32 protein-coding genes and 1 tRNA gene are annotated in these 25748 nt (G+C 69.1%); 11 read left to right on the top strand and 22 right to left on the bottom strand.

Features of this window, described 5'->3' with window-relative positions:
- Nucleotides 1-83: 83 nt before the first annotated feature.
- From ABD140_RS01020 to ABD140_RS01010, 3 genes are all read right to left on the bottom strand, one after another.
- Nucleotides 84-1310 (bottom strand): acyl-CoA dehydrogenase family protein, encoded by a 1227-nt coding sequence (locus ABD140_RS01020; protein ID WP_344235633.1) that lies wholly within the window; start codon nt 1308-1310, stop codon nt 84-86.
- 174 nt (nt 1311-1484) lie between these two features.
- Nucleotides 1485-2495, bottom strand: coding sequence for a glucosyl-3-phosphoglycerate synthase (locus tag ABD140_RS01015; RefSeq protein ID WP_344235631.1), 1011 nt, complete (start codon nt 2493-2495; stop codon nt 1485-1487).
- Between the two features lie 470 nt (nt 2496-2965).
- The gene (locus tag ABD140_RS01010; RefSeq protein WP_344235629.1) at nt 2966-4408 is read right to left on the bottom strand and encodes a helix-turn-helix domain-containing protein; all 1443 of its coding nucleotides are present in this window, start codon (nt 4406-4408) and stop codon (nt 2966-2968) included.
- Between the two features lie 154 nt (nt 4409-4562).
- Between ABD140_RS01010 and aceA the strand changes: the two genes are divergently transcribed.
- The 4 genes from aceA to ABD140_RS00990 all read left to right on the top strand — a co-directional run bounded on the left by aceA (nt 4563) and on the right by ABD140_RS00990 (nt 8526).
- Nucleotides 4563-5849, top strand: a complete 1287-nt coding sequence (gene aceA / locus ABD140_RS01005) for an isocitrate lyase (RefSeq protein ID WP_344235627.1) — start codon at nt 4563-4565, stop codon at nt 5847-5849.
- 149 nt (nt 5850-5998) lie between these two features.
- Nucleotides 5999-6784 (top strand): ABC transporter permease, encoded by a 786-nt coding sequence (locus tag ABD140_RS01000; protein WP_344235625.1) that lies wholly within the window; start codon nt 5999-6001, stop codon nt 6782-6784.
- Complete coding sequence (locus tag ABD140_RS00995; protein ID WP_344235623.1) at nt 6777-7565, top strand: ABC transporter permease; 789 nt, start codon at nt 6777-6779, stop codon at nt 7563-7565. The genes ABD140_RS01000 and ABD140_RS00995 overlap by 8 nt, the downstream gene beginning before the upstream one ends.
- 1 nt (nt 7566) lies before the next feature.
- Nucleotides 7567-8526 (top strand): ABC transporter ATP-binding protein, encoded by a 960-nt coding sequence (locus tag ABD140_RS00990; RefSeq protein WP_344235621.1) that lies wholly within the window; start codon nt 7567-7569, stop codon nt 8524-8526.
- Between the two features lie 10 nt (nt 8527-8536).
- On the opposite strand, the gene ABD140_RS00985 is transcribed toward ABD140_RS00990, so the two are convergent.
- The 4 genes from ABD140_RS00985 to ABD140_RS00970 all read right to left on the bottom strand — a co-directional run bounded on the left by ABD140_RS00985 (nt 8537) and on the right by ABD140_RS00970 (nt 10140).
- Nucleotides 8537-9013 (bottom strand): hypothetical protein, encoded by a 477-nt coding sequence (locus tag ABD140_RS00985; RefSeq protein WP_344235619.1) that lies wholly within the window; start codon nt 9011-9013, stop codon nt 8537-8539.
- Nucleotides 9014-9103: 90 nt separating this feature from the next.
- Nucleotides 9104-9346: a DUF3099 domain-containing protein gene (locus ABD140_RS00980; protein ID WP_344235617.1), complete on the bottom strand. Its 243-nt coding sequence runs from the start codon at nt 9344-9346 to the stop codon at nt 9104-9106.
- Between the two features lie 105 nt (nt 9347-9451).
- Nucleotides 9452-9844 carry an MscL family protein gene (locus tag ABD140_RS00975; RefSeq protein ID WP_344235615.1) on the bottom strand — a complete coding sequence of 131 codons (393 nt, stop codon included), beginning with the start codon at nt 9842-9844 and terminating at the stop codon, nt 9452-9454.
- A 152-nt stretch (nt 9845-9996) separates the two neighbouring features.
- Nucleotides 9997-10140, bottom strand: coding sequence for a hypothetical protein (locus tag ABD140_RS00970; RefSeq protein WP_344235614.1), 144 nt, complete (start codon nt 10138-10140; stop codon nt 9997-9999).
- Between the two features lie 173 nt (nt 10141-10313).
- Between ABD140_RS00970 and ABD140_RS00965 the strand changes: the two genes are divergently transcribed.
- The 7 genes from ABD140_RS00965 to ABD140_RS00935 all read left to right on the top strand — a co-directional run bounded on the left by ABD140_RS00965 (nt 10314) and on the right by ABD140_RS00935 (nt 15074).
- Nucleotides 10314-10469, top strand: a complete 156-nt coding sequence (locus tag ABD140_RS00965; RefSeq protein WP_344235613.1) for a hypothetical protein — start codon at nt 10314-10316, stop codon at nt 10467-10469.
- 78 nt (nt 10470-10547) lie between these two features.
- Entirely contained in the window at nt 10548-11954 is a 1407-nt protein-coding gene (locus ABD140_RS00960; protein WP_344235611.1) for an aldehyde dehydrogenase family protein, read from the top strand.
- Nucleotides 11955-12003: 49 nt separating this feature from the next.
- Nucleotides 12004-12687 carry a hypothetical protein gene (locus ABD140_RS00955; RefSeq protein WP_344235609.1) on the top strand — a complete coding sequence of 228 codons (684 nt, stop codon included), beginning with the start codon at nt 12004-12006 and terminating at the stop codon, nt 12685-12687.
- Nucleotides 12688-12763: 76 nt separating this feature from the next.
- Complete coding sequence (locus ABD140_RS00950; RefSeq protein ID WP_344235607.1) at nt 12764-13858, top strand: tyrosine-type recombinase/integrase; 1095 nt, start codon at nt 12764-12766, stop codon at nt 13856-13858.
- A 147-nt stretch (nt 13859-14005) separates the two neighbouring features.
- Nucleotides 14006-14665 (top strand): BRO-N domain-containing protein, encoded by a 660-nt coding sequence (locus ABD140_RS00945; RefSeq protein WP_344235605.1) that lies wholly within the window; start codon nt 14006-14008, stop codon nt 14663-14665.
- Nucleotides 14662-14910, top strand: coding sequence for a hypothetical protein (locus ABD140_RS00940; RefSeq protein WP_344235603.1), 249 nt, complete (start codon nt 14662-14664; stop codon nt 14908-14910). Before ABD140_RS00945 ends, ABD140_RS00940 begins: the two co-directional genes overlap by 4 nt.
- 80 nt (nt 14911-14990) lie before the next feature.
- Nucleotides 14991-15074: transfer RNA gene (locus tag ABD140_RS00935), tRNA-OTHER, on the top strand.
- Between the two features lie 54 nt (nt 15075-15128).
- On the opposite strand, the gene ABD140_RS00930 is transcribed toward ABD140_RS00935, so the two are convergent.
- From ABD140_RS00930 to ABD140_RS00860, 15 genes are all read right to left on the bottom strand, one after another.
- Nucleotides 15129-15317 (bottom strand): hypothetical protein, encoded by a 189-nt coding sequence (locus ABD140_RS00930; protein WP_344235601.1) that lies wholly within the window; start codon nt 15315-15317, stop codon nt 15129-15131.
- A gap of 22 nt (nt 15318-15339) precedes the next feature.
- Nucleotides 15340-16155 carry an N-acetylmuramoyl-L-alanine amidase gene (locus ABD140_RS00925; RefSeq protein ID WP_344235599.1) on the bottom strand — a complete coding sequence of 272 codons (816 nt, stop codon included), beginning with the start codon at nt 16153-16155 and terminating at the stop codon, nt 15340-15342.
- A complete protein-coding gene (locus ABD140_RS00920) occupies nt 16152-16622 on the bottom strand; it encodes a hypothetical protein (protein WP_344235597.1) in 471 nt (156 codons plus the stop codon). Before ABD140_RS00920 ends, ABD140_RS00925 begins: the two co-directional genes overlap by 4 nt.
- Complete coding sequence (locus ABD140_RS00915; protein WP_344235595.1) at nt 16619-16867, bottom strand: hypothetical protein; 249 nt, start codon at nt 16865-16867, stop codon at nt 16619-16621. Before ABD140_RS00915 ends, ABD140_RS00920 begins: the two co-directional genes overlap by 4 nt.
- Nucleotides 16864-18792 carry a hypothetical protein gene (locus ABD140_RS00910; RefSeq protein WP_344235593.1) on the bottom strand — a complete coding sequence of 643 codons (1929 nt, stop codon included), beginning with the start codon at nt 18790-18792 and terminating at the stop codon, nt 16864-16866. Before ABD140_RS00910 ends, ABD140_RS00915 begins: the two co-directional genes overlap by 4 nt.
- A 63-nt stretch (nt 18793-18855) precedes the next feature.
- Nucleotides 18856-19815 carry a hypothetical protein gene (locus ABD140_RS00905; protein ID WP_344235591.1) on the bottom strand — a complete coding sequence of 320 codons (960 nt, stop codon included), beginning with the start codon at nt 19813-19815 and terminating at the stop codon, nt 18856-18858.
- Nucleotides 19815-20696, bottom strand: coding sequence for a phage adaptor protein (locus ABD140_RS00900; RefSeq protein ID WP_344235589.1), 882 nt, complete (start codon nt 20694-20696; stop codon nt 19815-19817). Before ABD140_RS00900 ends, ABD140_RS00905 begins: the two co-directional genes overlap by 1 nt.
- Nucleotides 20696-20920, bottom strand: coding sequence for a hypothetical protein (locus ABD140_RS00895; RefSeq protein ID WP_344235587.1), 225 nt, complete (start codon nt 20918-20920; stop codon nt 20696-20698). The genes ABD140_RS00900 and ABD140_RS00895 overlap by 1 nt, the downstream gene beginning before the upstream one ends.
- Nucleotides 20904-21167 (bottom strand): hypothetical protein, encoded by a 264-nt coding sequence (locus tag ABD140_RS00890; protein WP_344235585.1) that lies wholly within the window; start codon nt 21165-21167, stop codon nt 20904-20906. Before ABD140_RS00890 ends, ABD140_RS00895 begins: the two co-directional genes overlap by 17 nt.
- Nucleotides 21164-21634 carry an IPT/TIG domain-containing protein gene (locus tag ABD140_RS00885; protein WP_344235583.1) on the bottom strand — a complete coding sequence of 157 codons (471 nt, stop codon included), beginning with the start codon at nt 21632-21634 and terminating at the stop codon, nt 21164-21166. The genes ABD140_RS00890 and ABD140_RS00885 overlap by 4 nt, the downstream gene beginning before the upstream one ends.
- A 4-nt stretch (nt 21635-21638) precedes the next feature.
- On the bottom strand, nt 21639-21899 hold the full coding sequence (locus ABD140_RS00880; RefSeq protein ID WP_344235581.1) for a hypothetical protein: 261 nt from the start codon (nt 21897-21899) through the stop codon (nt 21639-21641).
- A 4-nt stretch (nt 21900-21903) separates the two neighbouring features.
- The gene (locus ABD140_RS00875) at nt 21904-22869 is read right to left on the bottom strand and encodes a N4-gp56 family major capsid protein (protein WP_344235579.1); all 966 of its coding nucleotides are present in this window, start codon (nt 22867-22869) and stop codon (nt 21904-21906) included.
- A gap of 58 nt (nt 22870-22927) precedes the next feature.
- Complete coding sequence (locus ABD140_RS00870) at nt 22928-23434, bottom strand: hypothetical protein (protein ID WP_344235577.1); 507 nt, start codon at nt 23432-23434, stop codon at nt 22928-22930.
- Between the two features lie 259 nt (nt 23435-23693).
- Entirely contained in the window at nt 23694-24803 is a 1110-nt protein-coding gene (locus ABD140_RS00865) for a hypothetical protein (RefSeq protein ID WP_344235575.1), read from the bottom strand.
- Nucleotide 24804: 1 nt separating this feature from the next.
- The gene (locus ABD140_RS00860; protein WP_344235573.1) at nt 24805-25743 is read right to left on the bottom strand and encodes a hypothetical protein; all 939 of its coding nucleotides are present in this window, start codon (nt 25741-25743) and stop codon (nt 24805-24807) included.
- Nucleotides 25744-25748: the final 5 nt, after the last annotated feature.

Genomic DNA, 25748 nt, shown 5'->3' with positions numbered 1-25748 from the left:
ATTTCCCGCCTTCGGGCGTCCGTACGAACAGATGTGCCCCTGCCGTGGGGGGAGCGGCAGGGGCACGTTCGTGCTGGTCAGACCTAGCGGACGGGGAGGCCCGTGACGGCGCGGCCGATGACCAGGCGCTGGATCTCCGAGGTGCCCTCGAAGATGGTGAAGATCTTGGAGTCGCGGTGCATGCGCTCGACGGGGTATTCGCGGGTGTAGCCGTTGCCGCCGAGGATCTGGATGGCCTCCTCCGTCACGCGGACGGCGGTTTCGGAGGCGTGGAGCTTGGCCATGGAGCCTTCGGCGTTCTCGAAGGGCTTGCCCTGGCGGGCCATCCAGGAGGCGCGCCAGATGAGGAGGCGGCTGGCGTCGACGCGGAGCTTCATGTCGGCGAGCTTGAAGGCGATGGCCTGGAAGTTGCCGATCTTCTGGCCGAACTGCTCGCGCTCGCGGGAGTACTCGAGGGCGTAGTCGTAGGCGGCGCGGGCGACGCCGAGGGCCATGGCGCCGACGGTGGGGCGGGTGGTCTCGAAGGTCTTCATCGCGGCCTGGCCGGCGGCGCTCTTGCCCTCGCGGACGCGGGCGATGCGGGCGTCGAACTTCTCCTTGCCGCCGATGAGGAGGCGGCCGGGGATGCGCACGTTGTCGAGGATGACCTCGGCGGTGTGCGAGGCGCGGATGCCGTGCTTCTTGAACTTCTGGCCCTGGGAGAAGCCGGGGGTGTTCGGCGGGATGATGAAGGAGGCCTGGCCGCGGGAGCCGAGCTCGGGGTGGACCGAGGCGACGACGATGTGCACGTGGGCGATGCCGCCGTTGGTGGCCCAGGTCTTGGTGCCGTTGAGGACCCACTCGTCCTTGGCCTCGTCGTAGACGGCGCGGCAGCGGATCGAGCCGACGTCCGAGCCGGCGCCCGGCTCGGAGGCGCAGAACGCGCCGAGCTTGACGTCGTCGGGGGTGCCGAACATCTGCGGCGCCCACTCGGCGATCTGCTCGGGGGTGCCGGTGGTGGCCAGGGAGGCGGCGGCCAGGCCGGTGCCGGTGATGGCCAGCGCGATGCCGGCGTCGCCCCAGTACAGCTCCTCGAAGGTGACCGGGATGCCGAGGCCGGTCTCCTCGAAGGACTGGGTGGCGAAGAAGTCCAGGGAGTACAGGCCGATCTTGGCCGCCTCCTGGATGATCGGCCAGGGGGTCTCCTCCCGTTCGTCCCACTCCTCGGCCGCAGGCCGGATCACGTCCCGGGCGAACTCGCGGGTCCAGGCCTGGGCTTCGCGAAGATCCTCCGTGAGCTCCAGGGAGAAGCTCTTGGCTGCGTCGGACATGGTGTGTAGACCCCTTACCGAAATTCCGTCGAATAGCGTGTTACCCACGGTAGCACCGAGGGGTTACCGGAGAGTAGCCCCTGGTGGGAATGATCCGGAGACCCGTGGGGAGTATCACAGTTTGCGGGCGGGGCGGGTCTACTCTCCCCGGCCACAGACCTGGGGGCGAAGTGCTCAGTCGCGTGAGTGGCCGCGGCCCGCTCCCCGTGCCCGCTCCCCCGCGGGCCCCAGGGTCAGCGCGTACTCCGGGACCTCGATCATGGGCGGCCGCTCGGCCACCCCGGCGTCGCGGTCGACGGGCTCGTGCCCCGACGGGCCGCGGTGGAACTGGGTGAGCGCCGGGGACGGCGAGGACAGCGGCATCATCAGGCCGCGCCGGTCCAGCCGGGACCAGGCGGTCTGCAGGATCTGCGCCGCCATGACGGCCAGCGCCTCGGTGGACTGGTGGGAGTGCTCGCGCGCGCCCAGGTCCACCTGGGCCATCCCGTCGAGCCCCACGGCCTCCAGCGCGTCCAGGAGCAGGCCCAGCTCGACGCCGTAGCCGGTCATGAACGGCAGGCGCTCCAGCAGCGAGCGCCGCCCGGCGTACTCCCCGCCCAGCGGCTGGACGATCCCGGCGAGCAGCGGCCAGTGCAGGTTGAGCAGCGGCCGCGCCACCAGCTCGGTGACCCGCCCGCCTCCGGCGAAGGACTCCTCGGGGCCGTTGTAGGGGCGGTCGTAGCAGGCCTTGACGTACGACACTTCCGGACACGTCAGCAGCGGGCCCAGCAGCCCCGTCACGAAGGACGGGGAGAAGTTCACCAGATCGGCGTCCACGAACACCACGATGTCCCCGGACGTCACCGCCAGGGACTTCCACAACGCCTCCCCCTTGCCCGAAAGGCACGGCAGGCGCGGCAGGATCGCGTCCTGCCCGAAGACCTTGGCCCCCGCGGCGGCGGCGACGGCGGCGGTGTCGTCCACCGACCTGGAGTCGATCACGACGATCTCGTCCACCAGCGGCGTGCGCTCGACCAGGTCCCGCCTGATCGCCGAGACGATGCCCCCGACGGTGTCCTGCTCGTCGCGGGCCGGCAGGACGACGCTCACCCGGGTCGACCCCTTCAGTCCCAGCAACGGCTCGGCCGGCCAGTCCGCGGCCGAGCTGGACCGGCGGCGGAGCCAGTCCGCGGCTTCAGCGAGCACAGCACCCTCCTCTCCCAGAAAGGAACATCGCGGACATCCCCGATCATTCACCTACCTATACGGAGGCCGACAGACCGACCCAAGAACTTAACCCGCCGTAACACCCCGTTCACTTCCCTACCTTGCCCCCATAAACCCCATATAGAAGGCATACCGCATCGAGTGTCACACTCGCCGCGAACAGGGCGAACGATTTCTCAGTGCGAGATTCTCTCAACCAGCGAAACGTCTGCGAAACCCTGCGGAATACGCCGCTTCCTTGAGAGAATCCTCGTACCGGAAAACCCCGCCCAAGGACTATCAATGATCATTTTTGTCCTGATCGCCGTCGCGGCCCTGGTGATCGCACTCACCTACTGGTACTTCAGCCGGAAGTCGGCGGACTGAGTCACGGAACGACGATGGGCGGCGCGGAGAACCGCACCGCCCATTGCCCGCACCGGGACGGCGAACCAGAGGCCCGAAGGCCCCTACGCCGGTTCGATGCTGTGCTTGTCCAGGAAGGTGTAGACGTCCGCCTCGTCCACGCCGGGGAAGGCGCCGGGCGGCAGCACCGACAGCACGTGCGAATGGGCGCGGGCCGACGGCCAGGACTGCCCCTCCCAGCGGGCGGCCAGGTCGGCCGGCGGCAGCTGGCAGCACTCGCCGTCGGGGCAGGCGGACCTGACCCGGTTGGCGGTCTCCCGGCCGCGGAACCAGCGGGAGTCCTCGAACCGCACGCCCAGCGTGATCGCGAAGTCCCGCTCGTGGCTGGGGTCGATGTGCGACAGGCACCAGTACGTGCCCTTGGGGGTGTCGGTGTACTGGTAGAAGACCGAGAACCTGTCGTTGCTGTTGAACACGCGGCGCCCGGCCCACTGCCGGCACATGCGCTGGCCCTCGATCGCGCCGTCCTCGTCGGCGGGGAAGAGCAGCCCGTCGTTGGCGTACGCCTTGTAGATCGTGCCGCTCTCGTCGTTCTTGGTGAAGTGGCAGCGCAGGTCCAGGTGGTGGGAGGCGATGTTGGTGAAGCGGTGCGCGGCCATCTCGTAGGAGACGGAGAAGACGTCCGCGAGGTCCTCCACCGACAGCTCCCGGTCGGCCTTGGCGTCGCGCAGGTAGGGCACGACCGCGGCCTCGGGGATCAGCGTCGCCGCCGCGAAGTAGTTGGCCTCCACCCGCTGGCGCAGGAAGTCGGCGAAGTCGCGGGGCACCGAGTGGCCCAGCGCGATGTGGCCGAGGGTCTGGAGCAGGATCGTGCGGGGCGTGTGCATGCCCAGCTGCTCGCGCTCCAGGTAGATGCGCCGGTTGCGCTGGTCGGTGATCGACCGGACGGAGCGGGGCAGGTCCTGGACGTAGCGCAGGGTGTAGCCGAAGTGGTTGACCAGCGCCATGAGCATGCCCTGCGACAGCGCGCCTGAGCGGTAGCCGACGTTGTCGAGGGTCTTGCGCGCCACCTGCTCGATCTCGCCGAAGTAGTTGCCGCGGTCGTGCATCTTGCGCCGCAGCTCGGCGTTGGCCAGGCGGGCCTCCTCCGGGGAGGCGGTGGGCTTGGTGCGCGAGCGCTTCAGCTCGTCGTACAGCCCCAGCAGGTGCTCCAGGACGTCGTTGGGCAGCCGCTTGGACGCCTTCAGGTAGGGCAGGCCGAGGCTCTTGTAGATCGGGTCGCGCTGTGCCTCCTCCAGGGCGATCTCCAGCTGCGCGCGCCGCGAAGGGGCCTCCCGCTGAAGAAGTTCCTCGACCGGCACGCCCAGGGCCGTCGCCAGCGCCTGGAGCAGTGACAGCTTCGGCTCGCGCTTGCCGTTCTCCAGCAGGGACAGCTGCGAGGGGGCCCGGCCGACACGTTCTCCCAGCTCAGAGAGGGTAAGACCACGTTGACGGCGGAGGTGTCGCAGGCGCTGGCCGAAGACGGAAAGGTCTACACCACTCGACAAGTTCAGCGTTTCTTCACTTCGCAAGGTCGCCACGGGTTGATAGTAGCGCAAAAACGACAGAAGTTTCTGTTACTCAGTGGTAGAACCTTGACGTCAAGATATGCAGACTCAGAGACGAAGCACCCAGGGGACGACACAACGAGGGAGCAGGACAATGACCAACGGTCGCCTCAAGGGCGCAGCCGAAGCGCTGCAGAACCAGTGGAACACCGACCCGCGCTGGAAGGGCATCGAGCGGACCTACACCGCCGAGGACGTCGTCAAGCTGCGCGGCTCGGTCCAGGTGGAGCACACCCTGGCCCGCCAGGGCGCCGAGCGCCTGTGGAACCTGCTGCACACCGAGGACTACGTCCACGCCCTGGGCGCCCTGACCGGCAACCAGGCCGTCCAGCAGATCAAGGCCGGCCTCAAGGCCATCTACCTGTCGGGCTGGCAGGTCGCCGGCGACGCCAACCTGGCGGGCCAGACCTACCCCGACCAGTCGATCTACCCGGCCAACTCGGTCCCGGCCGTGGTCAAGCGCATCAACAACGCGCTGACCCGCGCCGACCAGATCACCTGGTCCGAGGGCCAGGAGGACGCCCCGCACTGGTTCGCGCCGATCGTCGCGGACGCCGAGGCCGGCTTCGGCGGCGTGCTCAACGCCTACGAGCTGATGAAGGGCATGATCGAGGCCGGCGCCGCGGGCGTGCACTGGGAGGACCAGCTGGCCTCCGAGAAGAAGTGCGGCCACCTGGGCGGCAAGGTCCTCATCCCGACCGGCCAGCACATCAAGACGCTGAACGCCGCCCGCCTCGCCGCGGACGTCTCCAACGTCCCGACCCTGGTGATCGCGCGGACCGACGCCGAGGCCGCGACCCTCATCACCACCGACGTGGACGAGCGCGACCGCCCGTTCATCACCGGCGAGCGCACCGCCGAGGGCTTCTACCGGGTCCGCAACGGCGTCGAGCCCTGCATCGCCCGCGCCCTGGCCTACGCGCCCTACTCCGACCTCATCTGGATGGAGACCGGCACCCCGGACCTGGAGCTGGCCCGCAAGTTCGCCGAGGCCGTCAAGGCCGAGTACCCGGACCAGATGCTGGCCTACAACTGCTCGCCTTCCTTCAACTGGAAGAAGCACCTGGACGACGCGACCATCGCGAAGTTCCAGCGCGAGCTCGGCCACATGGGCTTCAAGTTCCAGTTCATCACCCTGGCCGGCTTCCACGCGCTCAACTACTCCATGTTCGACCTGGCCCACGGCTACGCCCGCGAGGGCATGACCGCCTACGTCGACCTGCAGGAGCGCGAGTTCGCCAGCGAGGCCCGCGGCTACACCGCCACCAAGCACCAGCGCGAGGTCGGCACCGGCTACTTCGACGCCGTCTCCACCGCCATCAACCCGAACTCCTCGACCACCGCCTACAAGGGCTCCACCGAGGACGAGCAGTTCCACTAAAGAACACACGCCTGACGGCGTGCTGAACGACCCGCACGGTCACTCCCCTCAGGCCGTGCGGTTCCCCTGAGAAGACCCTTCCGGCCCCTGCGGCCGGAAGGGTCTTTTGCCTATGCTTGATCGTTCGGCATCTCACCGGGGAGGGAACCATGGCCTACGCGCTGGTCTGCTGGTTCTCGTTCCGGCGGCACTCCGCCTACCGGCTGGCCGCGCTCGGCGAGGCCGTCTCCAACACGATGTTCGGGTTCCTGCGCGCCTACGTGCTCATGGCGCTCTGGGCCTACCGCCCCCACCTGGGCGGCTACACGGTCACCGACGCGATCACGTTCTCCTTCCTCACCCAGGCGCTCATCGGCCCCGTCCAGATCTTCGGCGGCCTCGACCTCACCGAGCGGGTCCGCACCGGCGACGTCTCCATCGACCTGCACCGGCCCGCCGACCTCCAGCTGTGGTGGCTCTCCGACGACCTGGGCCGCGCCGCGTTCACGTTCGTCGCCCGCGGGTTCGTGCCGATGGCCGCGGGCTGGCTGGCCTTCGACATCCTCCTGCCGGGGCCCGGCCGGTGGGCCGCGTTCCTGCTGGCCGTGCTGCTGGCCGTCCTGGTCAGCTTCGCGCTGCGCTACCTCGTGGCGCTCGCGGTGTTCTGGATCCACGACGCGCGCGGCATCGAGGGGCTGATGCTGGTCTGCACGCTGTTCTTCTCCGGCATGATCCTGCCCCTCGTCGCCTTCCCCGGCCTCCTCGGCACCGTCGCGCACACGCTGCCGTGGGCGGCGCTCGTCCAGATCCCGGCCGACGTCTACCTCGGCAAGCGCGAGGGCTGGGACCTCCTGGCCGCCTACGGGTTCCAGGCCGCTTGGGCGGCCGCGCTGCTGGGCCTCGGCCGGCTGCTCACCCGCGCCGCCCACCGGAAACTGGTGATCCAAGGTGGTTAGGACCTGGTTCCTGCTCGCCTGGACGTGGCTGCGCGCGGCGGCCCAGTACCCGGGGACGATGCTCCTGATGACCGCGGGCGCCGCCGTCAGCACCTCGCTCGACCTGATCGCGCTCGTCATCCTCTTCACCCACCTGCCGCTGCTGGGCGGGCTGACCGCGGCCGAGGCGGGGTTCCTCTACGGCGCCTGCCAGATCTCCTTCACCATCAGCGACCTCGCCGTGGGCGCCGCCGACCGGCTCGGCCGTCACATCCGGGCCGGGACGCTCGACACCATGCTGATCCGCCCGGTCAGCCCGCTCGTCCAGCTGGCGACCGAGGACTTCACGCCCCGCAAGCTGGGCCGGCTCCTGCCCGCGGGCACCGTCCTGGTCTGGAGCACGGCGCGGCTCGACCTGACGCCCGCCGACCTGCTGCTCACCCTGCTGATGGTCGTCAACGGCGCCGTCCTGTTCTGCGCGCTGTGGGTGCTGGCCGCCTCGGCGCAGTTCGTCCTGGTCACCGGGCACGAGGCGACCAAGGCCGTGACGTGGGGCGGGGTGTTCATGACCCAGCACCCGATGTCGCTGTACGGGCGCGACTTCGTCCGCGCCGTCACGTTCACGGTGCCCCTGGCCTTCGTGAACTGGCAGCCGTCCCTCTACATCCTCGGGAAGCCCGACCCCCTGGGCCTGCCGGAGTTCGTCCGCTTCCTCGGGCCCGTCGTGACCGCGCTGCTGTGCGCGGTGGCGGCCGCCGCCTGGCGCGCGGGCCTGCGGCACCACCGATCGACCGGGAGTTGACATGATCCACCTCTCCGAGGTGAGCAAGACCTTCCCCGTCCACCACCGCAAGGGCCCGCTGCGCCGGACGCGAAAGCTGGTCACGGCCGTGGACGCGATGAGCTTCGACGTCGCGCCCGGGGAGTTCGTCGGCTACCTGGGCCCCAACGGGGCGGGCAAGAGCACGACGATCAAGATGCTGACCGGCATCCTCACGCCGTCCTCCGGCCGGATCCGGGTCGCGGGCCTCGACCCGTCGCGGCGCCGGACGGAGCTGGCGCTGCGCCTGGGCGTGGTGTTCGGCCAGCGCACCACGCTGTGGTGGGACCTGCCGCTGCGGGACAGCTTCGCCCTGATCCGGCGCCTTTACAAAGTAGAGCAGCAACGGTTCGCCGCGCGGCTGGCCGAGCTCACCGAGCTGCTGGACCTCGGCCCGTTCCTGGGCACGCCCGTCCGCCAGCTCAGCCTCGGCCAGCGCATGCGCGGCGACCTCACCGCGGCCCTGCTGCACTCCCCCGCGCTGCTCGTGCTGGACGAGCCGACGATCGGCCTGGACGTGGTGAGCAAGGCGACCGTGCGCGAGTTCCTGGCCCGCGTCAACGCCGAGGAGGGCACCACGATCCTGCTCACCACCCACGACCTGGGCGACATCGAGCGCCTGTGCCGCCGCGTCATGGTCATCGACCACGGCCGCCTCGCCTTCGACGGCACCCTGGACGCCCTGCGCGCCACCGCCCCGGCCGACCGCACCCTCGTCGTCGACCTGGCCTCGCCCGTCCCCGCCCCCGCCCTCCCCGAGGGCGTGCGGCTCGTCCGCCGCGAGGGCCCCCGCCTCTGGCTCGCCATCGCCCCGGAGACCAACGCCGCCTCCGTGGTCGCCGCCGTCGCCCGCGACCACGACGTCGCCGACATCGCGCTACGCGAACCCGACATCGAGGACGTGGTCACCCGGCTGTACCGGGGGTCGCCCGTGGAGGCGTGAGGCGCGGGGGTCAGCGGCGGGCGCGGGGCGGGGGACGGTAGTCGTAGTCGTCCTCGAGGCCGTCGTGGGGGTGGGGCCAGCGGTAGGGGGCCCAGGCGGTGACGAAGAGGACGAAGCCGACGAGGGCCAGGAGGCCGGTCGAGAGGAGCATCTGCAGGGCGGCGTCGAGCTCGCCCGAGGGCGGGAAGCGGTCGACCAGTTCGGCGGCCCTGGCGGGCTCCACCACGTACCACACGCTCCAGGACAGCAGGCCCAGGGCGGGGAGCATGGAGACGAACGGCGAGATCCAGCGGGCCACCACGAGGATGCCGATGACCAGGCCGACGGCCGCCATCGCCGCGTAGGCGCCGTAGAACTGGGTCTGGTCGGTCACCGCCAGGTCCGCGGCGTCGACCGACGCCCGGGAGCGGGCGAATCCCCAGCCCATTCCGTAGGCGAGCGCCGGGGTGAGCAGGATGCCGAGCAGAAACCCGAAGGCGTGCCGCAAGGAGAACCACCGTCCCTGTCCGAGGTGCGACTGCACCGCCGCAACTTCATAACAGGTCGATCACCCTAAGGCTATGGTTTCTCCAATATTTCAGACATTCCCCTGCCCACGGCGGGCGCGCTCCTTCTCCTCCTCCTGCTCGTCCAGCTCCGCCACCCACTCCTCCCCCGGCTTGTTGGCCATGATCACGGCTATCAGGGGGAGCGCCGCCGCCACCACGAGCATGATGAACATCAGCAGGGTGGACCAGGGACGAACCACCAGCAGGGCGAGCACGAAGAGCACCAGGCTCGTCCCCATCGCGATCAGGTAGTTGCGCTTCCACTTCTCCATGCGTTCCAGGCTACGCCGGGAAGTTAAAACGTTACCTAAAGTGCATACAGGACACAGCACGCGCGAAAAGCGAGAAGGACGGCGCCGCGGCGCCGCCCGCCTTTCTCAGACCACCTTCTGGGTGCAGTGGGCGCAGCGGCTCGCCTTGATCGGGATCATGCTCAGGCAGTGCGGGCACTCCCGCTCGGTGGCCGCCTTGTCGCGGTCGAGGTAGGCGATGAGCTTGGCCATCGGCGCGACCATCACGAAGTAGACCACCAGCGCCGAGATCAGGAAGGTCAGCGCCACCGAGATGAAGTCCCCGTAGCGGAACTCGCCCTCGCCGAGGCTGAACTTCCAGTGGCTGAGGTTGGGGTTACCGCCGACCAGGGCGAGGAGCGGGTTGATGAACGAGTTCACGAACTGGGTCACCAGCGCGCTGAACTGGGCGCCGACCACGACGGCGACCGCGAGCTGCACGAGGTTGCCGCGGAAGAGGAACTGCTTGAGCCCTGACATGCGATTCACTCCAGAACACCGGACGGGCCCCGTCCGGGACCCGCGTTCACGCGCCGCTCCCGATGAGCGGCAGCCTGCGATCCCGGTATCTTTTCAGCCCAGAACGCCCTAAATGCCAGATCTCATTGTTCTGTTGCGCCACGGCCGCGCGGTCAGCCGTCGGCGCCGGCGCGGTCGTGGTGGTCGTCCCGGGGCGCCCGCGGGGTGAGCAGCACCCACGCGGCCGGGCGGGGCGGCGGGGGCGGGGTGTCGGCGGGCACGGGGCGGGGCGCGTCCCGGCGCTCCTGTGCGGTCATGTCGATCTCCCCCTTCCTGCGGGCTCCGGGCCCCGGGTGGAGAATCCGGTTCCCTCCGTCCGGTGACACCCTGCCGGATGCACCGCTCCCGGAGCAAATACTTTCCGGCCGGATCCCCGCCGGCGCTCCACCGCGGTTACCTTGGTCCCGAACCGGACGGAAGGAGCGTACCCGTGACACCGAGGACACCGGACCCGGAGTTCGAGGCCGGGGAGATCGTCAGGGACGTGTGCTGGCTCGGCGAGGACCACCCCGACTTCCGCGACGACTACCCGCCCGCCTTCCCGCCCGAGCCGCCCGGCGGCGATACCACCGGATCCGCCGAATGAGCCGGGCCCGGCACTTCCCTTCGACCGGCGGAGCGAACACACTAGAATCGCATTCGGTCATCTGAGAGAGGGGCGCACATGAGCCAGTACGCCATGACGATCGGCGGCGAGAGCGTCGCGGCCAAGGAGACGTTCGACGTCGTCAACCCCGCCACCGGCGAGGTGTACACCCAGGCGCCCGACGCCTCCGTCGAGCAGGTCGACGCCGCCTTCGACGCCGCGCAGCAGGCCTACCGGACCTGGAAGAAGGACGAGGCGGCCCGCCGCCGGGCGCTGCACGCCGCGGGCGACCTGCTCATGGCCAAGGCCGGCGACCTGGCCCCGGTGCTCACCAGTGAGCAGGGCAAGCCGCTGCAGGAGGCCACGTTCGAGATCATCGGATCCGGCATGTGGCTGAAGCACTTCGCCGACCTGGAGATGCCGCGCGAGGTGCTCCAGGACGACGACAGGGCCTTCGTCGAGGTGGTGCGCCGCCCGATGGGCGTGGTCGCCGCCATCACCCCGTGGAACTTCCCGTGGCTCCTGGCCTGCTGGAAGATCGCCCCCGCGCTGCTGGCGGGCAACACGATGGTGCTCAAGCCCTCCCCGTACACCCCCGTCACCACGCTGGCGGCCGGGCAGCTGCTGCAGGAGGTGCTGCCCGCGGGCGTGCTGAACGTGGTGAGCGGCCGCGACCCGCTGGGCGCGCACATGACCTCCCACCCCGTCCCCCGCAAGATCAGCTTCACCGGCAGCGTGGCCACCGGCAAGCGGGTCGCCGCCGCGGCGGCCGAGGACCTCAAGCGCGTCACCCTGGAGCTGGGCGGCAACGACCCGGCGATCGTCCTGGACGACGCCGACGTCGCCGAGGTGGCGCCGAAGCTGTACGGCTCGGCGTTCCAGAACAACGGCCAGATCTGCTCGGCCATCAAGCGCGTCTACGTGCCCGAGGCGCTGCACGACGACCTCGTGGAGGCCATCGCCGACATCGCCCGCTCCGCCAAGGTCGGCAACGGCCTGGAGGAGGGCGTGCAGCTCGGCCCGCTCAACAACCGCCCGCAGCTGGAGCGGGTCTCGGAACTGGTCTCCGACGCCCTGTCCCGCGGCGCGCGGGCGGTCGCCGGCGGCAAGGCCGTCGACGGCCCCGGCTACTTCCACGAGCCGACCATCCTGGCCGGCGTCGAGGACGGCTTCCCCATCGTGGACGAGGAGCAGTTCGGCCCCGCCCTGCCGATCGTGAAGTACCGCTCGGTCGACGAGGCCGTCGAGCGCGCCAACGGCACCCTCTTCGGCCTGGGCGGCTCGGTCTGGGGCGGGGACGCCGAGCGCGCCGCCGCGGTCGCCGACGAGCTGGAGTGCGGCTCGGTCTGGATCAACACCCACCTCGCCATCGGCCCCGGCCAGCCCTTCGGCGGCTTCAAGTGGAGCGGCGTGGGCACCGAGAACGGCCACTGGGGCGTGGAGGGCTTCACCGAGGTGCAGGTGCGGCACCAGGCCAAGGGGTAAGTTCTGTCCCATGTGGGACGTTATGTTGCAGGATGATGGTGGTGGTCGGGTGAAGGTCGCCGGCCATCCGACGCGGGTCTCCGCGCTCGCCCAGATGCTGACGCTGCAGAGCGCCTCGGCGCAGCAGCACTATCTGGTCGAAGGGCCCGGTGAGGCGGAGCTCACCACCAACCGCGATCTGTACCTGCACGTCCTGAAGAGCGGCCGGGACGCCCGCGCGGCGTCCTGGTCGCTCTCGGCCTTCCTGCGCTCGCTGTGGAAGACCAGCACGGCGCTGCGCGAGCGCTCCTCGCTCAGCCCCGACGAGGTCGCCGCGCTGTTCTCCGCGGCCGGGAGCACTCCCCCGCCGCCCTTCGACCCGGCCTGGAGCGGCAAGGACCTCGGCCTGGCGGGCGACCCCGCCTCCTACGCCGACTGGGAGCGGGTGCTGCTCGCCCAGGTCGCCGATCTGGAGGACTTCGTCAGCCATCCGCAGTCCGCCGCCGGAACGGGCGTCGAGGCGCCCCGCCCGCCCGGCTCGGGCGCCCGCCCCACCCCCGCCGTGTGGCGCAACTTCGACCCCGCCTCCTACTGCGAGTGCGCGGTCGCCGGCGCCTTCGGCGGCTGGCACCGCGCCGACGGCGCCCGCGTGCCCCGCCCCGGCGCCCCCGACCACTCCCCCGTCCGCGACCTGGCCGAGATCGGCTGGCTCGAACTGAGCCGCCTGATCGTATGCGGACAGATTTTCGAGTAATTCCGGGGAGTAGCCCTTGCTAGCCGTTTCGAACGGCTGGCAATATGGCTTCAGCCTCCCCGAAAGGACTCGAACAATGGATCTCGGATCGGCAACGGACCATTACCTGATCCACCTGGAAACGGTGCTCGGATACTCGCGGGGGACCGTGAGCCAGCGCTCACGGATCCTCCGCCGCTTCACCGGGTGGCTGGAGGAGCTGGGGGTCTCCGACACCACCGGCATCACCGGGGCCGTGATGGAGCGGATCGTGGTCGGCCACCTGGCGGACTCCACCGAGGCCGCGGCCCACTCCGAGCGGGAGCAGCCGCTCGCGGAGCGGACGGCCAACCTCTACAAGAGCCAGCTGCGCGGGTACCTCGCGTGGCTGGGCGAAGAGGGCCACCTGGGCGAAGACCCCTCGCCCGAGCGCAAGCTGGTCAGCCGGCGCAGCCCCAAGCCCGCCAAGGCCAAGACGTTCGTGCACCGCCGGGAGATCCACCATGCCGCGGGCAGGGCCCGCCAGTGGCACCCCCGGGACGAGGCGTGGGTCTACTTCCAGCACTACCTCGGTCGCCGCTACGTGGAGCTGGCGCCCATGCGGGTCAGGCACCTGGACCTGACCCCGCGGCCGGGCTACCCCTGCGGGGTGTTCGTCTACGACAACGTCAAGGCCCGCAAGTACAACATCTCGGGCCAGATAGAGCCCGAGTTCGTGCCCATCGCCCAGGCATGGCTCAAGGAGTACGCCCAGCTCCTCGGTCGTCCGCTGAGGCCGGACGACCACCTGATCCCGGCCCTGAGCGCGGGCAAGGGCGCATGCCTCAAGGGCGTACGCCGGCCTCTGAAGCTGGTCCCGGACAAGCCCGCGTCCTACGACGCGGTGGAGGAGGCCCTCAAGCGGGCGGGTATCCCGGCCTCCCACGCCCTGAGGCGGGGGGAGGCGTCCTACCTCACGCAGAAGTACGGCATCCGGGCGGCCAAGACGATGCTGGGGCACTCCAGCCAGGCGACGACTGAGGGTTACGTGGACTACGACCAGGAGGTCGTGGACCTGGGCGAGATGTTCGCCAGGGGCTCCGAGGAGCAGCGGGGGCCCCAGGAGGCCCCCGCGTTCGATCGGGAGGCCGTGGCCGTCGTGGACTTCTCCGAGCGCCGCAGGAGGCGACTGGGGAGCGCCTGGGGCGCATAGCGGGCGTAGGGGTGGTGGCCACTCCTGCCAGACGTTCCCAACGTCTGGTGATGCCTGAGTGCTAGGCTCGAACGCAGAAGGGCCCGGGGCGCGCTAACGCCACCGGGCCCGGACCCCCAATTCGCACTACCGAAGGAGGGGCCCTTGATGAACAAGGGTACCGAGCTTCAGCCGTTCACGTTCCCGACCACCGGACAGCGAGTCCGGTCCACCCTCATCAACGATGAGCCGTGGTTCGTCGCGGCCGACGTCTGCAAGGCGCTGGAGATCAAGAACAGCCGGGACGCCCTCGCGGGTCTGGACGACGACGAGAAGGGTGTCGCTACTACCGACACCCCCGGCGGTGACCAGCAGGTTTCCGTCATCAACGAGGCGGGGCTCTACTCCCTGATCCTCCGCAGCCGCAAGCCGGAGGCCAAGGCGTTCAAGCGGTGGATCACCCACGAAGTCCTCCCGGCCATCCGCAAGACGGGTAGCTACTCCGTCGCCCAGAAGCCCGCCTCCGCACTGGAGGCGCTCGCCCAGACGGTCGCCATCCTCCAGGAGCAGGAGACCCGCCTCGCCTCTGTGGAGGCGAAGGTGGAGGCCATCGAGGGTCGCCACGACTGGTTCGCTGCGCTGGGCTTCGCCAAGCTCCACGGCCTCCCGACGGAGAACTCCTACCTCATCCGGGTCGGGCTCAAGGCGTCCAGCCTCATGCGCAAGGACGGGCTCAAGCCCGTCAAGCGCCAGAACGCCATGTACGGCGAGGTCAACACCTACCCCGTCGCCTACCTGGAGCAGGCGTTCGCGGAGGTGAAGGCGTGATGGAGCCTGAAGACGTGCCCGCCGAACTGGTCGAGATCGGCGTCACGGCCTGGCGCAAGTCCGGTCGCTACTTCATGGCCCCTTGCACCCGCGCGATCCTCGCCGCGGTGCTGCCTACCCATGAGCGCATGGTGCGGGGGCAGGTTGCCACCGAGATCCGCACGGAGGCCGACCGCGTCGACGACGGCGGTCCGTGGGGCTACGGGATGGACCGCGCGGAGGAGATCGCCCGGGGTGACCAATGAGGTGGCGTTACGAGACCGAGCACCCGTGACCTGACCGTGACATACTGAAGACGCCCGCCGATCGCGACGGCGGGAAGTGGCGAGGGATGGTGTAAAGGCAGCCCGCCCGGCTGGCGATCGGTACGACCGGGTAGTGCGGGTTCGAATCCTCGCTCCCTTGCCCAACACAGAAGACCCCCGGTTTCCACCGGGGGTCTTCGTCGTTCTCGGGACGAGAACTACTCGGCTTTGTTCGGGGTCTGGAAGACCGTGCCGAAGGCGACGATCGCCACGCCCAGCGAGGCGAGGATCTCGACCTCGTCCAGCTTGCCGTCCGCCATGGAGGTGCCCAGGGCGCCGATGAGGGCCGTCAGGCCCGCGGCCCCGGCCTTGGCGTAGGTCTTCGGGTTCTTGAGGGTCTCGAACATCAGGGGGTACCGGTCCTTTGGGTCAGGGTCCCGAAGGACCGTTGAAGGCTCCAGAGGCTTCGCTCTGGGGCCGGGTCTCCTTCTCCCGGATGAGGGTCTCCACCCGCGCTATCTGCGCGGAGAGATTGGCGATCTCCTGGCGGGCGCTGGCCGCCTCGTGCTTGGCGAGCTTCGCCTCCGCCATGGAGGCGATGAGCACGAAGCTCAGCGGGTACTTCTCGCCCCGGAAGAGGGAGGCGTAGTACTCCCCCACGGGGACCATGTCGGTCAGTTCCAAGGTCTGCTCCTCCACCTTCGTGGCGGTTGTCTTGGGCTTGCCTTCGAGCTCCTCCCTCAGGGCCGTGATGAACCAGTCCCAGGGGAAACCCTCCCCGGGGTCGGTGTGGTCGCTGCGCTTGTAGACCGCGGTGACGTCCGCATGGGACGTCAGGCCCTTCTCGCCGGCGCGGAGCTGAGCGCGGGTCAGCCTCCGCGGGGGGATCGAGTACTTCTTGCACCAGGCGGCGACGACGTAGACCGCACGCTGGAGCATCTTCAGCGAGTAGTCGTCCAGCCAGTCCTTGCGGGACTGGCGTGCGTAGCCCGCCAGCTCCAGCTGGAGGCCGTCGGAGTTCGCACCCGGAGCGGCCCAGGCGGTGTCCTCATCGGCCACCGACCGGACCTCGGAGTTGTTGTCCACGGTCACGTGGGCGCTGGCCTTGGTGGAGGGCTGGGCGAAGTAGTTCGCCACGTTCTCCGCGGTGAGAGGCCCCTCGGGGGCCTCGGTGCTATGGATGACGATGACCCTGGGAGGCGAGAGCCGCCCCTCGGTCTGGTTGGGGGTGGGGACGGTCTTCACTTCGTCCTCCGAAAGGCATTGGTGTCCACGGGGCCGATGGCCCCGAGCTTGGAGCTGACCTGCTCGGCCCCGTAGTGGCCGGGCTTGGTGAAGCGGCTGCCGTACCGGGCGTAGCTCTCAGGTGGCCCTAGAGGCCATGACCGCGGCACACAGAGGCCCTCGCAGAGGGCGAGGGGTACTGAGAGGTGGGGGGAGCCCGTAAAGGGCTCAGATTCCTGCGGTACAACCTCGATGGCGTACATCTCCGAGAGGGGGTCCTCCGGGGAGAACAGCGCGTTGCGGTGCCCGGGGGCGATCATCTCGATGATCTCCCCGGTCTCGGCATCCCAGATGAGATGCGGAGCCCTGCCCACCCGGTTGTGCCACTCGGCAAGGCGCTCCAGGTTGTGGCCCGGGAACTGAGGCGGGATCCACAGGACCCGCCCGGAGTGGTCGCACTCGGGAGTCTTGAAATAGGACGGGCTCATACGCGCCCCCCATGAGCGTCGGGGTCGGTGACGTGGGCGTGCAGCTCGTGCTGCACCGCCTTGGCGACCTGCGTGCTCTCCTCGGTCGCATCCTTGATGCTGACGAGGTTCGCCACGATCTCCCGCTGGAGGAAGTTGCGGAACGGCTTGCCCACCGCCCACCACAGCACGCCGCCGATGGCGGCGAGCGCTGCGGCCAGAGCCCCCAGCTCTTTGATGTGCTGCACGATCTGGTCGACGGTCATTCCAGGGTCCTCAGGGTCAGGTTCAGGACGCCGCCCCATGCGGCGTCGCTCTGCTTGGAAGGTGCGGTCTGGCGGAAGTTGACGTCCTCGATGGTCACCAGGTCCGAGAGCCCCGTGTTCAGCTCGGTCAGCATGACGACCGAGCCCTGGGAGGCGATGCCCATCACCTGGTGGAGCCGCTCCCAGCCGAAGCCGGGGTAGCCGATCTCCTGGCCGTCCTGACCCTTCTCGTGGTCGAAGCAGAGCAAAGGCAGCACGTATTCGTACTGCCTCGGGCCACCGGGCAGGGCCTTGAGGATGTAGCCCCGCAGGGTGGGGCCGACCGTCAGAGAGGCCCGATTCAGGGTGAACTTCAGCGCCAGCTGCTCTTGCGGGGTGTCCGGGACGTTGATGGCCAGGTCCGCCGTGAGATCGGTGTTCTCGCCGATCGTGGCGATCGTCGTCATGACGCCCGTGTAGTCCACCGTCTCGACGACGATGGAACCGTAGACCAGGGCACGGACAGAAAGCCGCTTGAAGAGCTTCGGCCAGAGCGTGTTGAAGCGCGTGGCCGCGGTCTGGACCCACCCGGACTCCACGAGCCGGGTGGCGCTGGCCAGGTAGACGCCCTCGCCGGGGACGGCGAAGGCCATGCGGGAGGTCTCCCCCACGGTGGCCACCGCGGTGACGGTGCCCACGTCCGGGATCTGGAGGTCGTGTGCCCAGGCGTAGCGTCCGGAGACCTCGTGCAGCAGCGAGAGGTCCACCCGGATGAGCCCGGCGCCCTCGGTGGAGCTGGAGGCGGCGACGTAGGCGAAGCGGTCGAAGGACGACATGTCCTCCACCGACGCCTCCGTCTCGATCAGCGGGCCGTAGGCGATGGAGCCGCCCGACTCGATGTCGGCGACTCTCACGCCCTTGTTGCTCCCGATGACCATCAGGGTCCCCAGATAGGCGCGGATGCAGCGGGGGGTCTCCCCCGTGGGCAGCTGCGCCACTTCGGTGGCCCCGGTGAGGGTCGGCAGGGCACCGGAGGTGTCCAGGGTCGCGGCCAGGATGGAGCCCCGGTTGCCGGCGTAGCCCGAGGCATAGATCGCCTCAGGGCCCGCCGTGATGGAGGTCCACCTCCAGTCGGGGGTCAGCGAGGTGTAGACCGCATTGGTGGGGAGCGCCTCGGGGAGGGCTCCCCCGGTGAGCACCAGCTCGTACAGCTTGGTGTCCACCCCGGCCATGAGGCGGCCCATGGCCCAGCCCAGGGCGACGGTGGCCGTGGTGGTGACTCCCCAGTCCCAGATCTGGCGGTAGGTGTAGGTTCCCGGGAAGGACGTCCACCGCAGCTCCCAGACGCCCTCGCCGTTGGCGAGGAAGAAGCAGGCGCCATCGGTGGCGATGGCCTGCCACGCGGTAGTGGGGGCGGCCCCCGAGGTCGTCGTCAGGGTCCCGTTGGCGAAGGCATCGGTGACGTACCTCAGAGTCGTTCCCGAGCCGAACACCACCAGGTCCACGCCCGCGATACGGGCGCCCACCATGACTATCTTGTCCGTCGCCGGTACTGCGTAGGCTTCCGGGGCCTCTGGGAGCAGGGTCACCTGCCCCGGAGTCCAGATGTCACAGCCGCGGGAGTCCTCGAACCGGATGGGGGCCGACTCGTCCAGGGCGGGGTCTGAGTACTTCAGACCCGCGCCACCGTGCATGGACAGCTGCGAGCGAGCCCACCAGCCGGTGAGGCTCTGCTCGCCGGGCTCCGCACTCTGGTCGATCTGCTGCTTGCGGAACTCCGCGGACTTGATGAGGACGGGGTCCTCTCGGGAGATCCCCGAGAGGAAGGGCACTCCACCGACCGAGAAGTCGTAGACGCCTTCGAGATCGGTGTAGGTCCCCGAGCCGGCCGAAGCCGGACCGGTGAGGGAGAACGGGAGACCCCTACCGAGGTCCAGGCCTGCCATCAGCTCGTCCCCTGGTCGAGAAGATGGCGAGAGCCACGAAGTTCCTTCGTGTGCTTGGCCATCTCAGTACCTCTTCAGCAGGGCCAGACCGAAGCCCGCGAAGGTCGCCAGGGTCAGGGCTGCGCCCGACTCCTGGCGGACGGTCATGTAGACCTGGTCTCCGGCGGCCAGCGGGTACATGCTGGCGCCGTGCATCCCGGCCCAGAAACCCGCGGACCCGCCGGGTCCGGTGGTGTATCCCTCGCACAGGAGGTCGTCCACCCCGGGCTGGGTGCGCCAGACCTGCGCCACCCGGCCACCGCCATTGACCCCGGCGGCCTGGAAAGTGGCGTTGACCATGACCAAGTAGGTCCCGTCCGCAGGGACGACGACGTAGTTGTTGGGGGCCGTCCACCAGGTGCCGGGCTCCTCGGGACCGGCACCGTCCAGGGGGACGGTGTAGTCCGTCGCCGTGGCCAGGGCGTGGGTACCGGAGTAGCTGACCCACACGTGCGGCACCGACAGGATGCCGCCCAGGGCCGCGGAGCTGTGGTCGTGGGTGGCGTTGACGAAGCTGGCGATGGTGGGCGTGGTGATCGTGGGCGAACCCGCCCACGAGCCGCCCCCCGTCATGACGGGGCTCGTGATGCTCGGGGCCGTCAGCGTCTTGTTGGTCAGCGTCTGAGTTCCCCCGGTGCCGACCACGGAGCCGGTAACCCCATGGACGCCCGTAGGGGCGTCGATGTGCTCCTGCGGCTCGCGGAAGTCCCGGGCGCTGATCCCGTGGCGGACCGAGCCACCCAGGGAGTGGCTCAGGGCCGTGGTGCCGTCTTCCCCGCGGACGACCGTCAGGACGGTCCCCGCCGCGGCGGTCACGGTCATGACCTCCTCGGAGGAGGTCCCTTCGTCCACGATGATCGTGTACGGGTAGCTCGTCGGGTAGCCCGTGAGGGAGTCCACCTGGAGCGAGGTGGCGCTGTTGTTGATGCCTGCGCTCAGGGCCGTGGGGACGGCCGCTGAGCTGTAGTAGCGGTTGACGGCCATCAGAACCTCGTGAAGTGAATCTGCGGGGGGTGGTCCTCGCGCAGGCGCTTGGCGGCCTTGCCCAGCGCCTCCTGATAGAGGGCGTAGTAGTACTTGCTCAGGTCCGCCGCTGCGCCCGTCTCGACGTAGGCGCTGCGCTGGGAGCTCTCGACGGTGCGCACCTGAAGGCGCGGGGAGTCCAGGGTCCCGATCAGCCGGTGCATGGCCCCGTACTTGACGACGTCCTCGCAGTACTCCGGCAGACCGGAATCAGTGAAGGTCCCGCCGCTCGTCAGGGCGGTGGGCTCCCTCTTGTAGGTGATGCGCCAGGGGTAGCCGGGGATGGGGCCCTGCCACAGGTCGATGCTCTTCCCGGAGGGGAAGGTCGTGGTGTTGGCGTTGGGGTTGTAGTTCCAGCGCTTCACGGGCTGCCACGCTCGGCTGGGGCCGACCGTCTCGTAGCGGACCGAGAGCACCCCGGCGCAGGTCGCCGGGAGCTCATACGTCGTGACCGAGCCCTCGTGGACGATCTGAGTGACGTCCACGGCGTACAGGTCCCCGTAGAGACCGCCGATGACCTCATTGATCGTGCGGAGGATGTTCACCCTGGGGAACTTGGGCTTGTTCACCACGCGCTCACCCGCGGCGTGGGAGGCCGCGGTGGAGGAGCGGTAGCCCCGCCCGTACGGCGGGATGACGACGGAAGAGGCGCTGGTGGAGTCCACCCACATCAGCTCGTCCCCTACCTGGACGAGCCCGGCGCTCACCTTCTTGTGGTCGTCCACGGACATGGTGAGATCACCCGACGCCATGGAGGACGTCAGGTGGGTCTGGGAGGGGCTGGTGTCGTACCCGGTGAGGGTCGCCTCCAGGTCGTCGACCAGCTCGACGACGCTACCCATCAGGGGCCGTCCGGGAGCAGGGACAGGGCACCAGGGGCGCCCAGCCCCGTAGTACCCGCCAGTGCGTTGCAGGCCCCCTGAAGGTCTAGGCCAACCGTTCCAGCGGCCTCATTGAGGGCGCCCACCAGGGCGAGGCCCTGGGTGCCCGCGTAGACGTTGGCCGCACCGTCGGGGCCGAGGCCGGACGTGCCGGCGATCCTGTTCAGCTCACCCTGGAGTTCCATAAGCCACCCCCGTGGCGTCGCTGGTGTCCATCGCCCGCCGGACCTGGTCCAGGCGGGTGCCGTCCGGCTGCACGCCCTGGCGGCGTGCGTCGGCGTAGGCGTCCAGCTCCTGCTGGTGCCTCTTCTCCCTGCTGGCGTCCATGCCGCGGCTCGAAGCCGCGTAGGCGATGCGCAGGTTCTTGGAGCGCATGCAGGCCCCGAAGGTGGGGTGGCCACCCTCGGGGCACTTGCAGACGTGCGTGCTCACGAGTACGTGAAGGCCGCGGCGAGGGTGTCGGTGCCTTCGGCCGTGGTGATGACCACGGCCTTGGCGCCCGCGGTCCCCGCGGGGGTCGTGAAGGTGACCGAGGTGGCGTTGCACCGGACGTTGGTGGCGGCGACGCCGCCCACGGTGACGGTGCACTGCGAGGAGTTCGTCCCCGTGGTCGTGGCGGTCACCGAGGTGCCGCCCGCGGTGCTGCCCGTGGTCGGCGAGATCGACACCAGGTCGGGCTCGTCGGGGTCGATGTAGCTCAGGGCGTAGTTCTCCATGACGGAGAACCGCTCGGTCAGGTCGGCGAGCTTGCCCTGAATGACGCCGGTGTACTTGTCGGAGGCGCCGATGTACTCCTGGTACAGGCACTCGCCGGCCGGGAGTACAACACCCCGGACGTTCGTGGTGGGGACGGAGCCGGTGGTGATGTGGAACCGGCGCATGTCGGAATCGAAGGCCATGGGCCTACTCCTCGTGAATGAAGTCTGCGTATCCAGCGGAGACCAGCGCGTCGCGCTGGGGATCGGTGAGGGGGTGCCGGTGCCCGCCCAGCCAGAAGTCCGCGGCGGCGTTCAGCTCGTCCTGCGACGGATAGGTCCGCTCGTACACGGACCCGTCCTGGCGCATGATGAGCGTGATCCCCTGGGGCAGGAGATACCGGGCCGCGAAGCGGTCGGTTCCCATCTGCACCTGGTCCACGATGGGGGGCACCAGCACGTAAGCCATGGGCTTAGGCGGCGACCGAGGAGGAGGTCTCGATCCTGATGAGCGCCTCCTCGCGGTAGCGGCTCCAGCCGCACAGGCCGTACCAGCCCGCGGTACGGAACCTCATGAGCTTGTCCGTGACCGGACCGATCCGCATGCCGGGCTCGATGGCGCACGCCTCGGCGAGCGCCTCGCGGCCCAGGGCGAAGGAGCGGTAGACCCGGGCGCTGGAGGCGCCGTCCGTGGCGGAGTAGATCCGCGGGGACTCGATGTAGCTCGCGCCCTCGTAGCTGCCGATCTGGCCGTTCCAGATGCCGGTCCCGTTGAAGTACTCCTGGGGCTGGCGCCAGCCGCCGGAGCCGGTCTCCGAGCGGAGGTCGTGGCTCTGGTCCGGGTGGAGGAAGACGACGAAGTCCGAACCGTAGGGCTGGACGCTCTGCGCGCGGAACTTGGTGACCGCGAAGCGGGGCAGCGTGGACTTGAAGGTGTCGCCCGCGGCGATGGCACCCACGGTGCCGTTGCCGCCGCCCTTCAGGTTGGAGTACAGCGTGCCGCCGTTGCCCCGGATGAAGTTCGAGCCACCCCGGAGGACGGGCTCGATGATGCCATCGAGGCTGTCCTTCATGTTGATGGCGATCTGGTGGGCCACGATGGGGTCCACGTCCGCCAGGGCCACCTGCCGCAGGAGCATGGTGGTGACCATCGCGTTGCCCCACTCCTGGAGCGTCACCGAGACGCTCCGGGTGGTCGGCGAGGCCACGGCCGAGACGTCGGTGACCTCGTCCAGGGGGGTGGTGGCCGGCGAGAGGTAGTCCGCCAGCTGCATGACCACGGTCTCGCCCGGCATGGCCTGGGCGACCGGCTTCTTGGTGGCCAGCTTGCGGAACAGCGGGTCGGGCCAGAGCTCCCACGCAATAGCGCGGTCGTAAGCGGTCTGGACGAGAGAGGTACCGAGAGTACTCGGGTCTGTACTGGTAAAGGCGTCGACCACGACACAGGTCCTTGTCTAAAGGGGGTGGACCTGGGGCCGTGCGAAGGGGGAGGGTCGGCTAGAGCTTGGTGTTCCCGCCGCGGCGCAGTAGCTCCCAGAAGGCTTCTTTCGAAGGCGCCGAACTGAGGTCCGCCTCGGTGATGTCGCCGGTCGGGGCGGAGCCCGAGGCGGTCATCATCTGCATGGCCTGCATCGCCTGGACCTCAGGGTCCTGGCTCTGCGCGGGGGCGGTCGGCTCGGGCGTGGCGTTCTTCTGAACGCCCAGCACGTCGCCGTACTCCTCCAGCCATTCGCCCACCTTGTCGGGGGCGATGTCCGAGGGGACCAGCTTGGCCACCTTCTCGTTCACGCCGGCGTCGCGAAGCGCGTCCTTGAGGGCCGTCTGGCGGTACTGGCTCTCCATCGTGGCCAGTCGCTCACGGAGCTCCTTCTCAGCCTTCGTCTTCGACTTGAGCTGGTTGCGGAGGTCCTTCACCAGGTTGCCCGAGCCCTGGGGCTCGGACTCGGTCTCCTCGTAGGAGTAGTCCTCGTCGTAGTACTCGCCGTCGTTCACTGCTCCACCCATCTGTGTCTGTGTCGCGGACCAGGAGTCCGCCCCTGGGGTAGGGCGGTCCAGCTTCCGCTACCGGTCTAAGTACTTGCGTGGCGGCCGGTCGGTGCCTCGCAGCGTGCGTCAGCGGGGTCCTGCTCCCCGCTGCCGTCCGGCTTCCTCCCCAGGACCGGGCGGTGGCTCTTCAAGCTCTGACGCTCCCAAACCTCAACCTTGGTTGAGGTTCTAAGGGTGAGTATAACCAGAGGATTGAACTAATGGAACTCTGGGCCCTTTAGTACATCCCCGCCGTCTTGCCCGTGAGCGAGCCCTTGCGGGCCGCTCCCGAGCCCGAGAAGGTCGATGCCTCCCGGCGGGCCAGTGCCGCCCGCCTCTGCGAGGCCAGGGCGGACTGGCCCAGGTACTCGTCCTCCAGGACGTTCTGGTCCACACCCTGATCCCCGCGGTAGACGCGGGAGAGCTTCTGCGCCCCGGGCAGAGCGGCGGCCACCTGGCCGTACGCCTGCTGTGCCTGGCCGATGTCGATACCGCCCTGGCCGTCCTTGAGGGTGTCGTAGAACTCCTCGACCCGTCCGGGCTCCCAGTTGAGCCCGTACTTCATGGCGGCGCTTCCCAGTTTGCCCATGCCGACCTGGCGACGCAGGATCGGCATGGCCCGGTTCTGGTCCAGCATCGCGGCCAGGAGGTCTCCCTCCCCGAAGCCCACGCGCCGAAGGGCGCTGAGGTAGTTCGGGTCCGAGTTGTTCACCGCGTCCACGCCCAACTGGACGCGCTCGCCGATCTCGGCGACCGAGACGTTGTTACCGATCCAGCCGGCGAAGTCGCTGGGGTCGTCGTAGAAGCCCTTGGGCAAGCCCGACTCCTGGAGGAGGCGCTTGTAGGCGTTCTCCGTCGCCAGGTACTCCGCGGGGGACAAGGCCGCGTAGCCCGCCTTCACGCGGGCGTCGTTGCCCGCGAAACGCTTCTTGTAGGGCTCGCTCTTGCGGATCTCCACGAGGATCTGGTTGACGGTGTAGTCCTGCTGGAGGTAGCCGGTGACGACACCGGCCAGACCACCGAGGCCCCACTCCTCGAACATCATGGTGAGCGAGGCCAGAGCGTCCGCACGGGCGGACGCCTTCTGGGCCGCGAGCTGGGCCTCTGCCGCAGCCGCGGCGTTCTCCGCGGCGACCTGAGCCGGAGTCTTGGCGGGAGTGGCCGGGGCCTTGATGGTCCCGGCCTTGGGGGTGGGCCTGCCCTGGAGGGCGGCCGCGGCCGTGGACGCCGTCCCCCTGCCGGGGGTTTTCACGGTCGAATTACTGGGCTTGGGCGCCAGGGAGCCACTGCTCCCGCTGCCGCCCTTGTAGACCCCGGTGCCTACGCCGATGCCGGGAGGGTTCGCCATCTCAGCCCACCAATCCGAAGTCCTTGAGGATCTGGTGCCCGATGTCGGTCGCGTCGTTCACCGCGGCCGTCGTGCTCAGATACCTCGGGTCCTGCTTGAGCATGCGACGGAAGTCGCCCAGGTTCATCAGGGCTCCCGTGCCGTCCTTGTTCTGGAACTGCAACGCCTTGAGGAGGGTGGCGTTGTTGAGCTTGATGGCCTCGGGGTTGGCCTCCCACACCTCGGCCATGAGGTTCATGTACGGGTCCGCCAACTGGCGGACCGTCTTGCCCTCCTTGATGAACTGGCCCAGGCCGGGGTAGGTACTCATGGCCTGCTGCTGAATCCAGGACTTGTAGCCCTGGATGGTGCTCTTGCCCGCGAGGATCGACTTCAGCCACTTGGAGACGTTGCCCGCGGACAGGTTCACACCCTGGTCCGCGGCGTAGGCGCGGAGCTCGGCCTCGGCTTCGCCGGCCTCACCGCCGTAGCCCCCGCCCTTCTGCTGCTTGAGGAAGCCGGCGACCGCGTTCCTCATCTGGGCGTCGTTCCAGCCGAAGGCCAGCGCTCGCTCCACGATGCGCTTGACCTGGGGAGCGGCCAGCTCACTTCCGGTGAGGTTGGCCGCCATGTCCTGGACCTCGGCGTACAGGCCGTCGTACTTCTGCTTGTAGGTCCCGGGGTCCGTGATCCGCAGGACCTCGTTCTCTCGCCAGACCTCGGAATGCTTCTTGAACCAGCGCTTCCGGCGAAGTTCGGCGACGAACTTGCCGGTACTCCAGTCGTTCTTGATGGCCTGGTTGAGGAGCTTCCACAGCTCGGGATCGCTCTTGAAGACCGCGACGGCCCAGCCGTACCTCTCGGCGTACTCCTCATGCTCATCGGTGATGCCGTTGCCGGGGGTCATCACCCCCGTAGTGGCGGTGACCTTGCCGTCGCTGGCGTTCGGCTTCGGAGGCATCTTCT

It is taken from the genome of Actinocorallia libanotica (assembly GCF_039525175.1).
GTDB lineage: Bacteria > Actinomycetota > Actinomycetes > Streptosporangiales > Streptosporangiaceae > Actinocorallia > Actinocorallia libanotica.
Note: the sequence above shows the minus strand (reverse complement) of the source record. Positions and strands in the feature narration are given on the sequence as shown.

Coding starts and splice junctions, on each gene's coding strand:
- ABD140_RS00980 (WP_344235617.1), bottom strand. CDS start 9,346: ATGGAGAAGTGGAAGCGCAACTACCTGATCGCGATGGGGACGAGCCTG.
- ABD140_RS01020 (WP_344235633.1), bottom strand. CDS start 1,310: ATGTCCGACGCAGCCAAGAGCTTCTCCCTGGAGCTCACGGAGGATCTT.
- ABD140_RS00880 (WP_344235581.1), bottom strand. CDS start 21,899: ATGGCTTACGTGCTGGTGCCCCCCATCGTGGACCAGGTGCAGATGGGA.
- ABD140_RS00885 (WP_344235583.1), bottom strand. CDS start 21,634: ATGGCCTTCGATTCCGACATGCGCCGGTTCCACATCACCACCGGCTCC.
- ABD140_RS00860 (WP_344235573.1), bottom strand. CDS start 25,743: ATGCCTCCGAAGCCGAACGCCAGCGACGGCAAGGTCACCGCCACTACG.
- ABD140_RS00990 (WP_344235621.1), top strand. CDS start 7,567: ATGATCCACCTCTCCGAGGTGAGCAAGACCTTCCCCGTCCACCACCGC.
- ABD140_RS00870 (WP_344235577.1), bottom strand. CDS start 23,434: ATGGGTGGAGCAGTGAACGACGGCGAGTACTACGACGAGGACTACTCC.
- ABD140_RS00970 (WP_344235614.1), bottom strand. CDS start 10,140: ATGACCGCACAGGAGCGCCGGGACGCGCCCCGCCCCGTGCCCGCCGAC.
- ABD140_RS00930 (WP_344235601.1), bottom strand. CDS start 15,317: ATGTTCGAGACCCTCAAGAACCCGAAGACCTACGCCAAGGCCGGGGCC.
- ABD140_RS01000 (WP_344235625.1), top strand. CDS start 5,999: ATGGCCTACGCGCTGGTCTGCTGGTTCTCGTTCCGGCGGCACTCCGCC.
- aceA (WP_344235627.1), top strand. CDS start 4,563: ATGACCAACGGTCGCCTCAAGGGCGCAGCCGAAGCGCTGCAGAACCAG.
- ABD140_RS00915 (WP_344235595.1), bottom strand. CDS start 16,867: ATGACCGTCGACCAGATCGTGCAGCACATCAAAGAGCTGGGGGCTCTG.
- ABD140_RS00920 (WP_344235597.1), bottom strand. CDS start 16,622: ATGAGCCCGTCCTATTTCAAGACTCCCGAGTGCGACCACTCCGGGCGG.
- ABD140_RS00895 (WP_344235587.1), bottom strand. CDS start 20,920: ATGGAACTCCAGGGTGAGCTGAACAGGATCGCCGGCACGTCCGGCCTC.
- ABD140_RS00910 (WP_344235593.1), bottom strand. CDS start 18,792: ATGGCAGGCCTGGACCTCGGTAGGGGTCTCCCGTTCTCCCTCACCGGT.
- ABD140_RS00900 (WP_344235589.1), bottom strand. CDS start 20,696: ATGGGTAGCGTCGTCGAGCTGGTCGACGACCTGGAGGCGACCCTCACC.
- ABD140_RS00865 (WP_344235575.1), bottom strand. CDS start 24,803: ATGGCGAACCCTCCCGGCATCGGCGTAGGCACCGGGGTCTACAAGGGC.
- ABD140_RS00950 (WP_344235607.1), top strand. CDS start 12,764: ATGGATCTCGGATCGGCAACGGACCATTACCTGATCCACCTGGAAACG.
- ABD140_RS00945 (WP_344235605.1), top strand. CDS start 14,006: ATGAACAAGGGTACCGAGCTTCAGCCGTTCACGTTCCCGACCACCGGA.
- ABD140_RS00905 (WP_344235591.1), bottom strand. CDS start 19,815: ATGGCCGTCAACCGCTACTACAGCTCAGCGGCCGTCCCCACGGCCCTG.
- ABD140_RS00960 (WP_344235611.1), top strand. CDS start 10,548: ATGAGCCAGTACGCCATGACGATCGGCGGCGAGAGCGTCGCGGCCAAG.
- ABD140_RS00975 (WP_344235615.1), bottom strand. CDS start 9,844: ATGTCAGGGCTCAAGCAGTTCCTCTTCCGCGGCAACCTCGTGCAGCTC.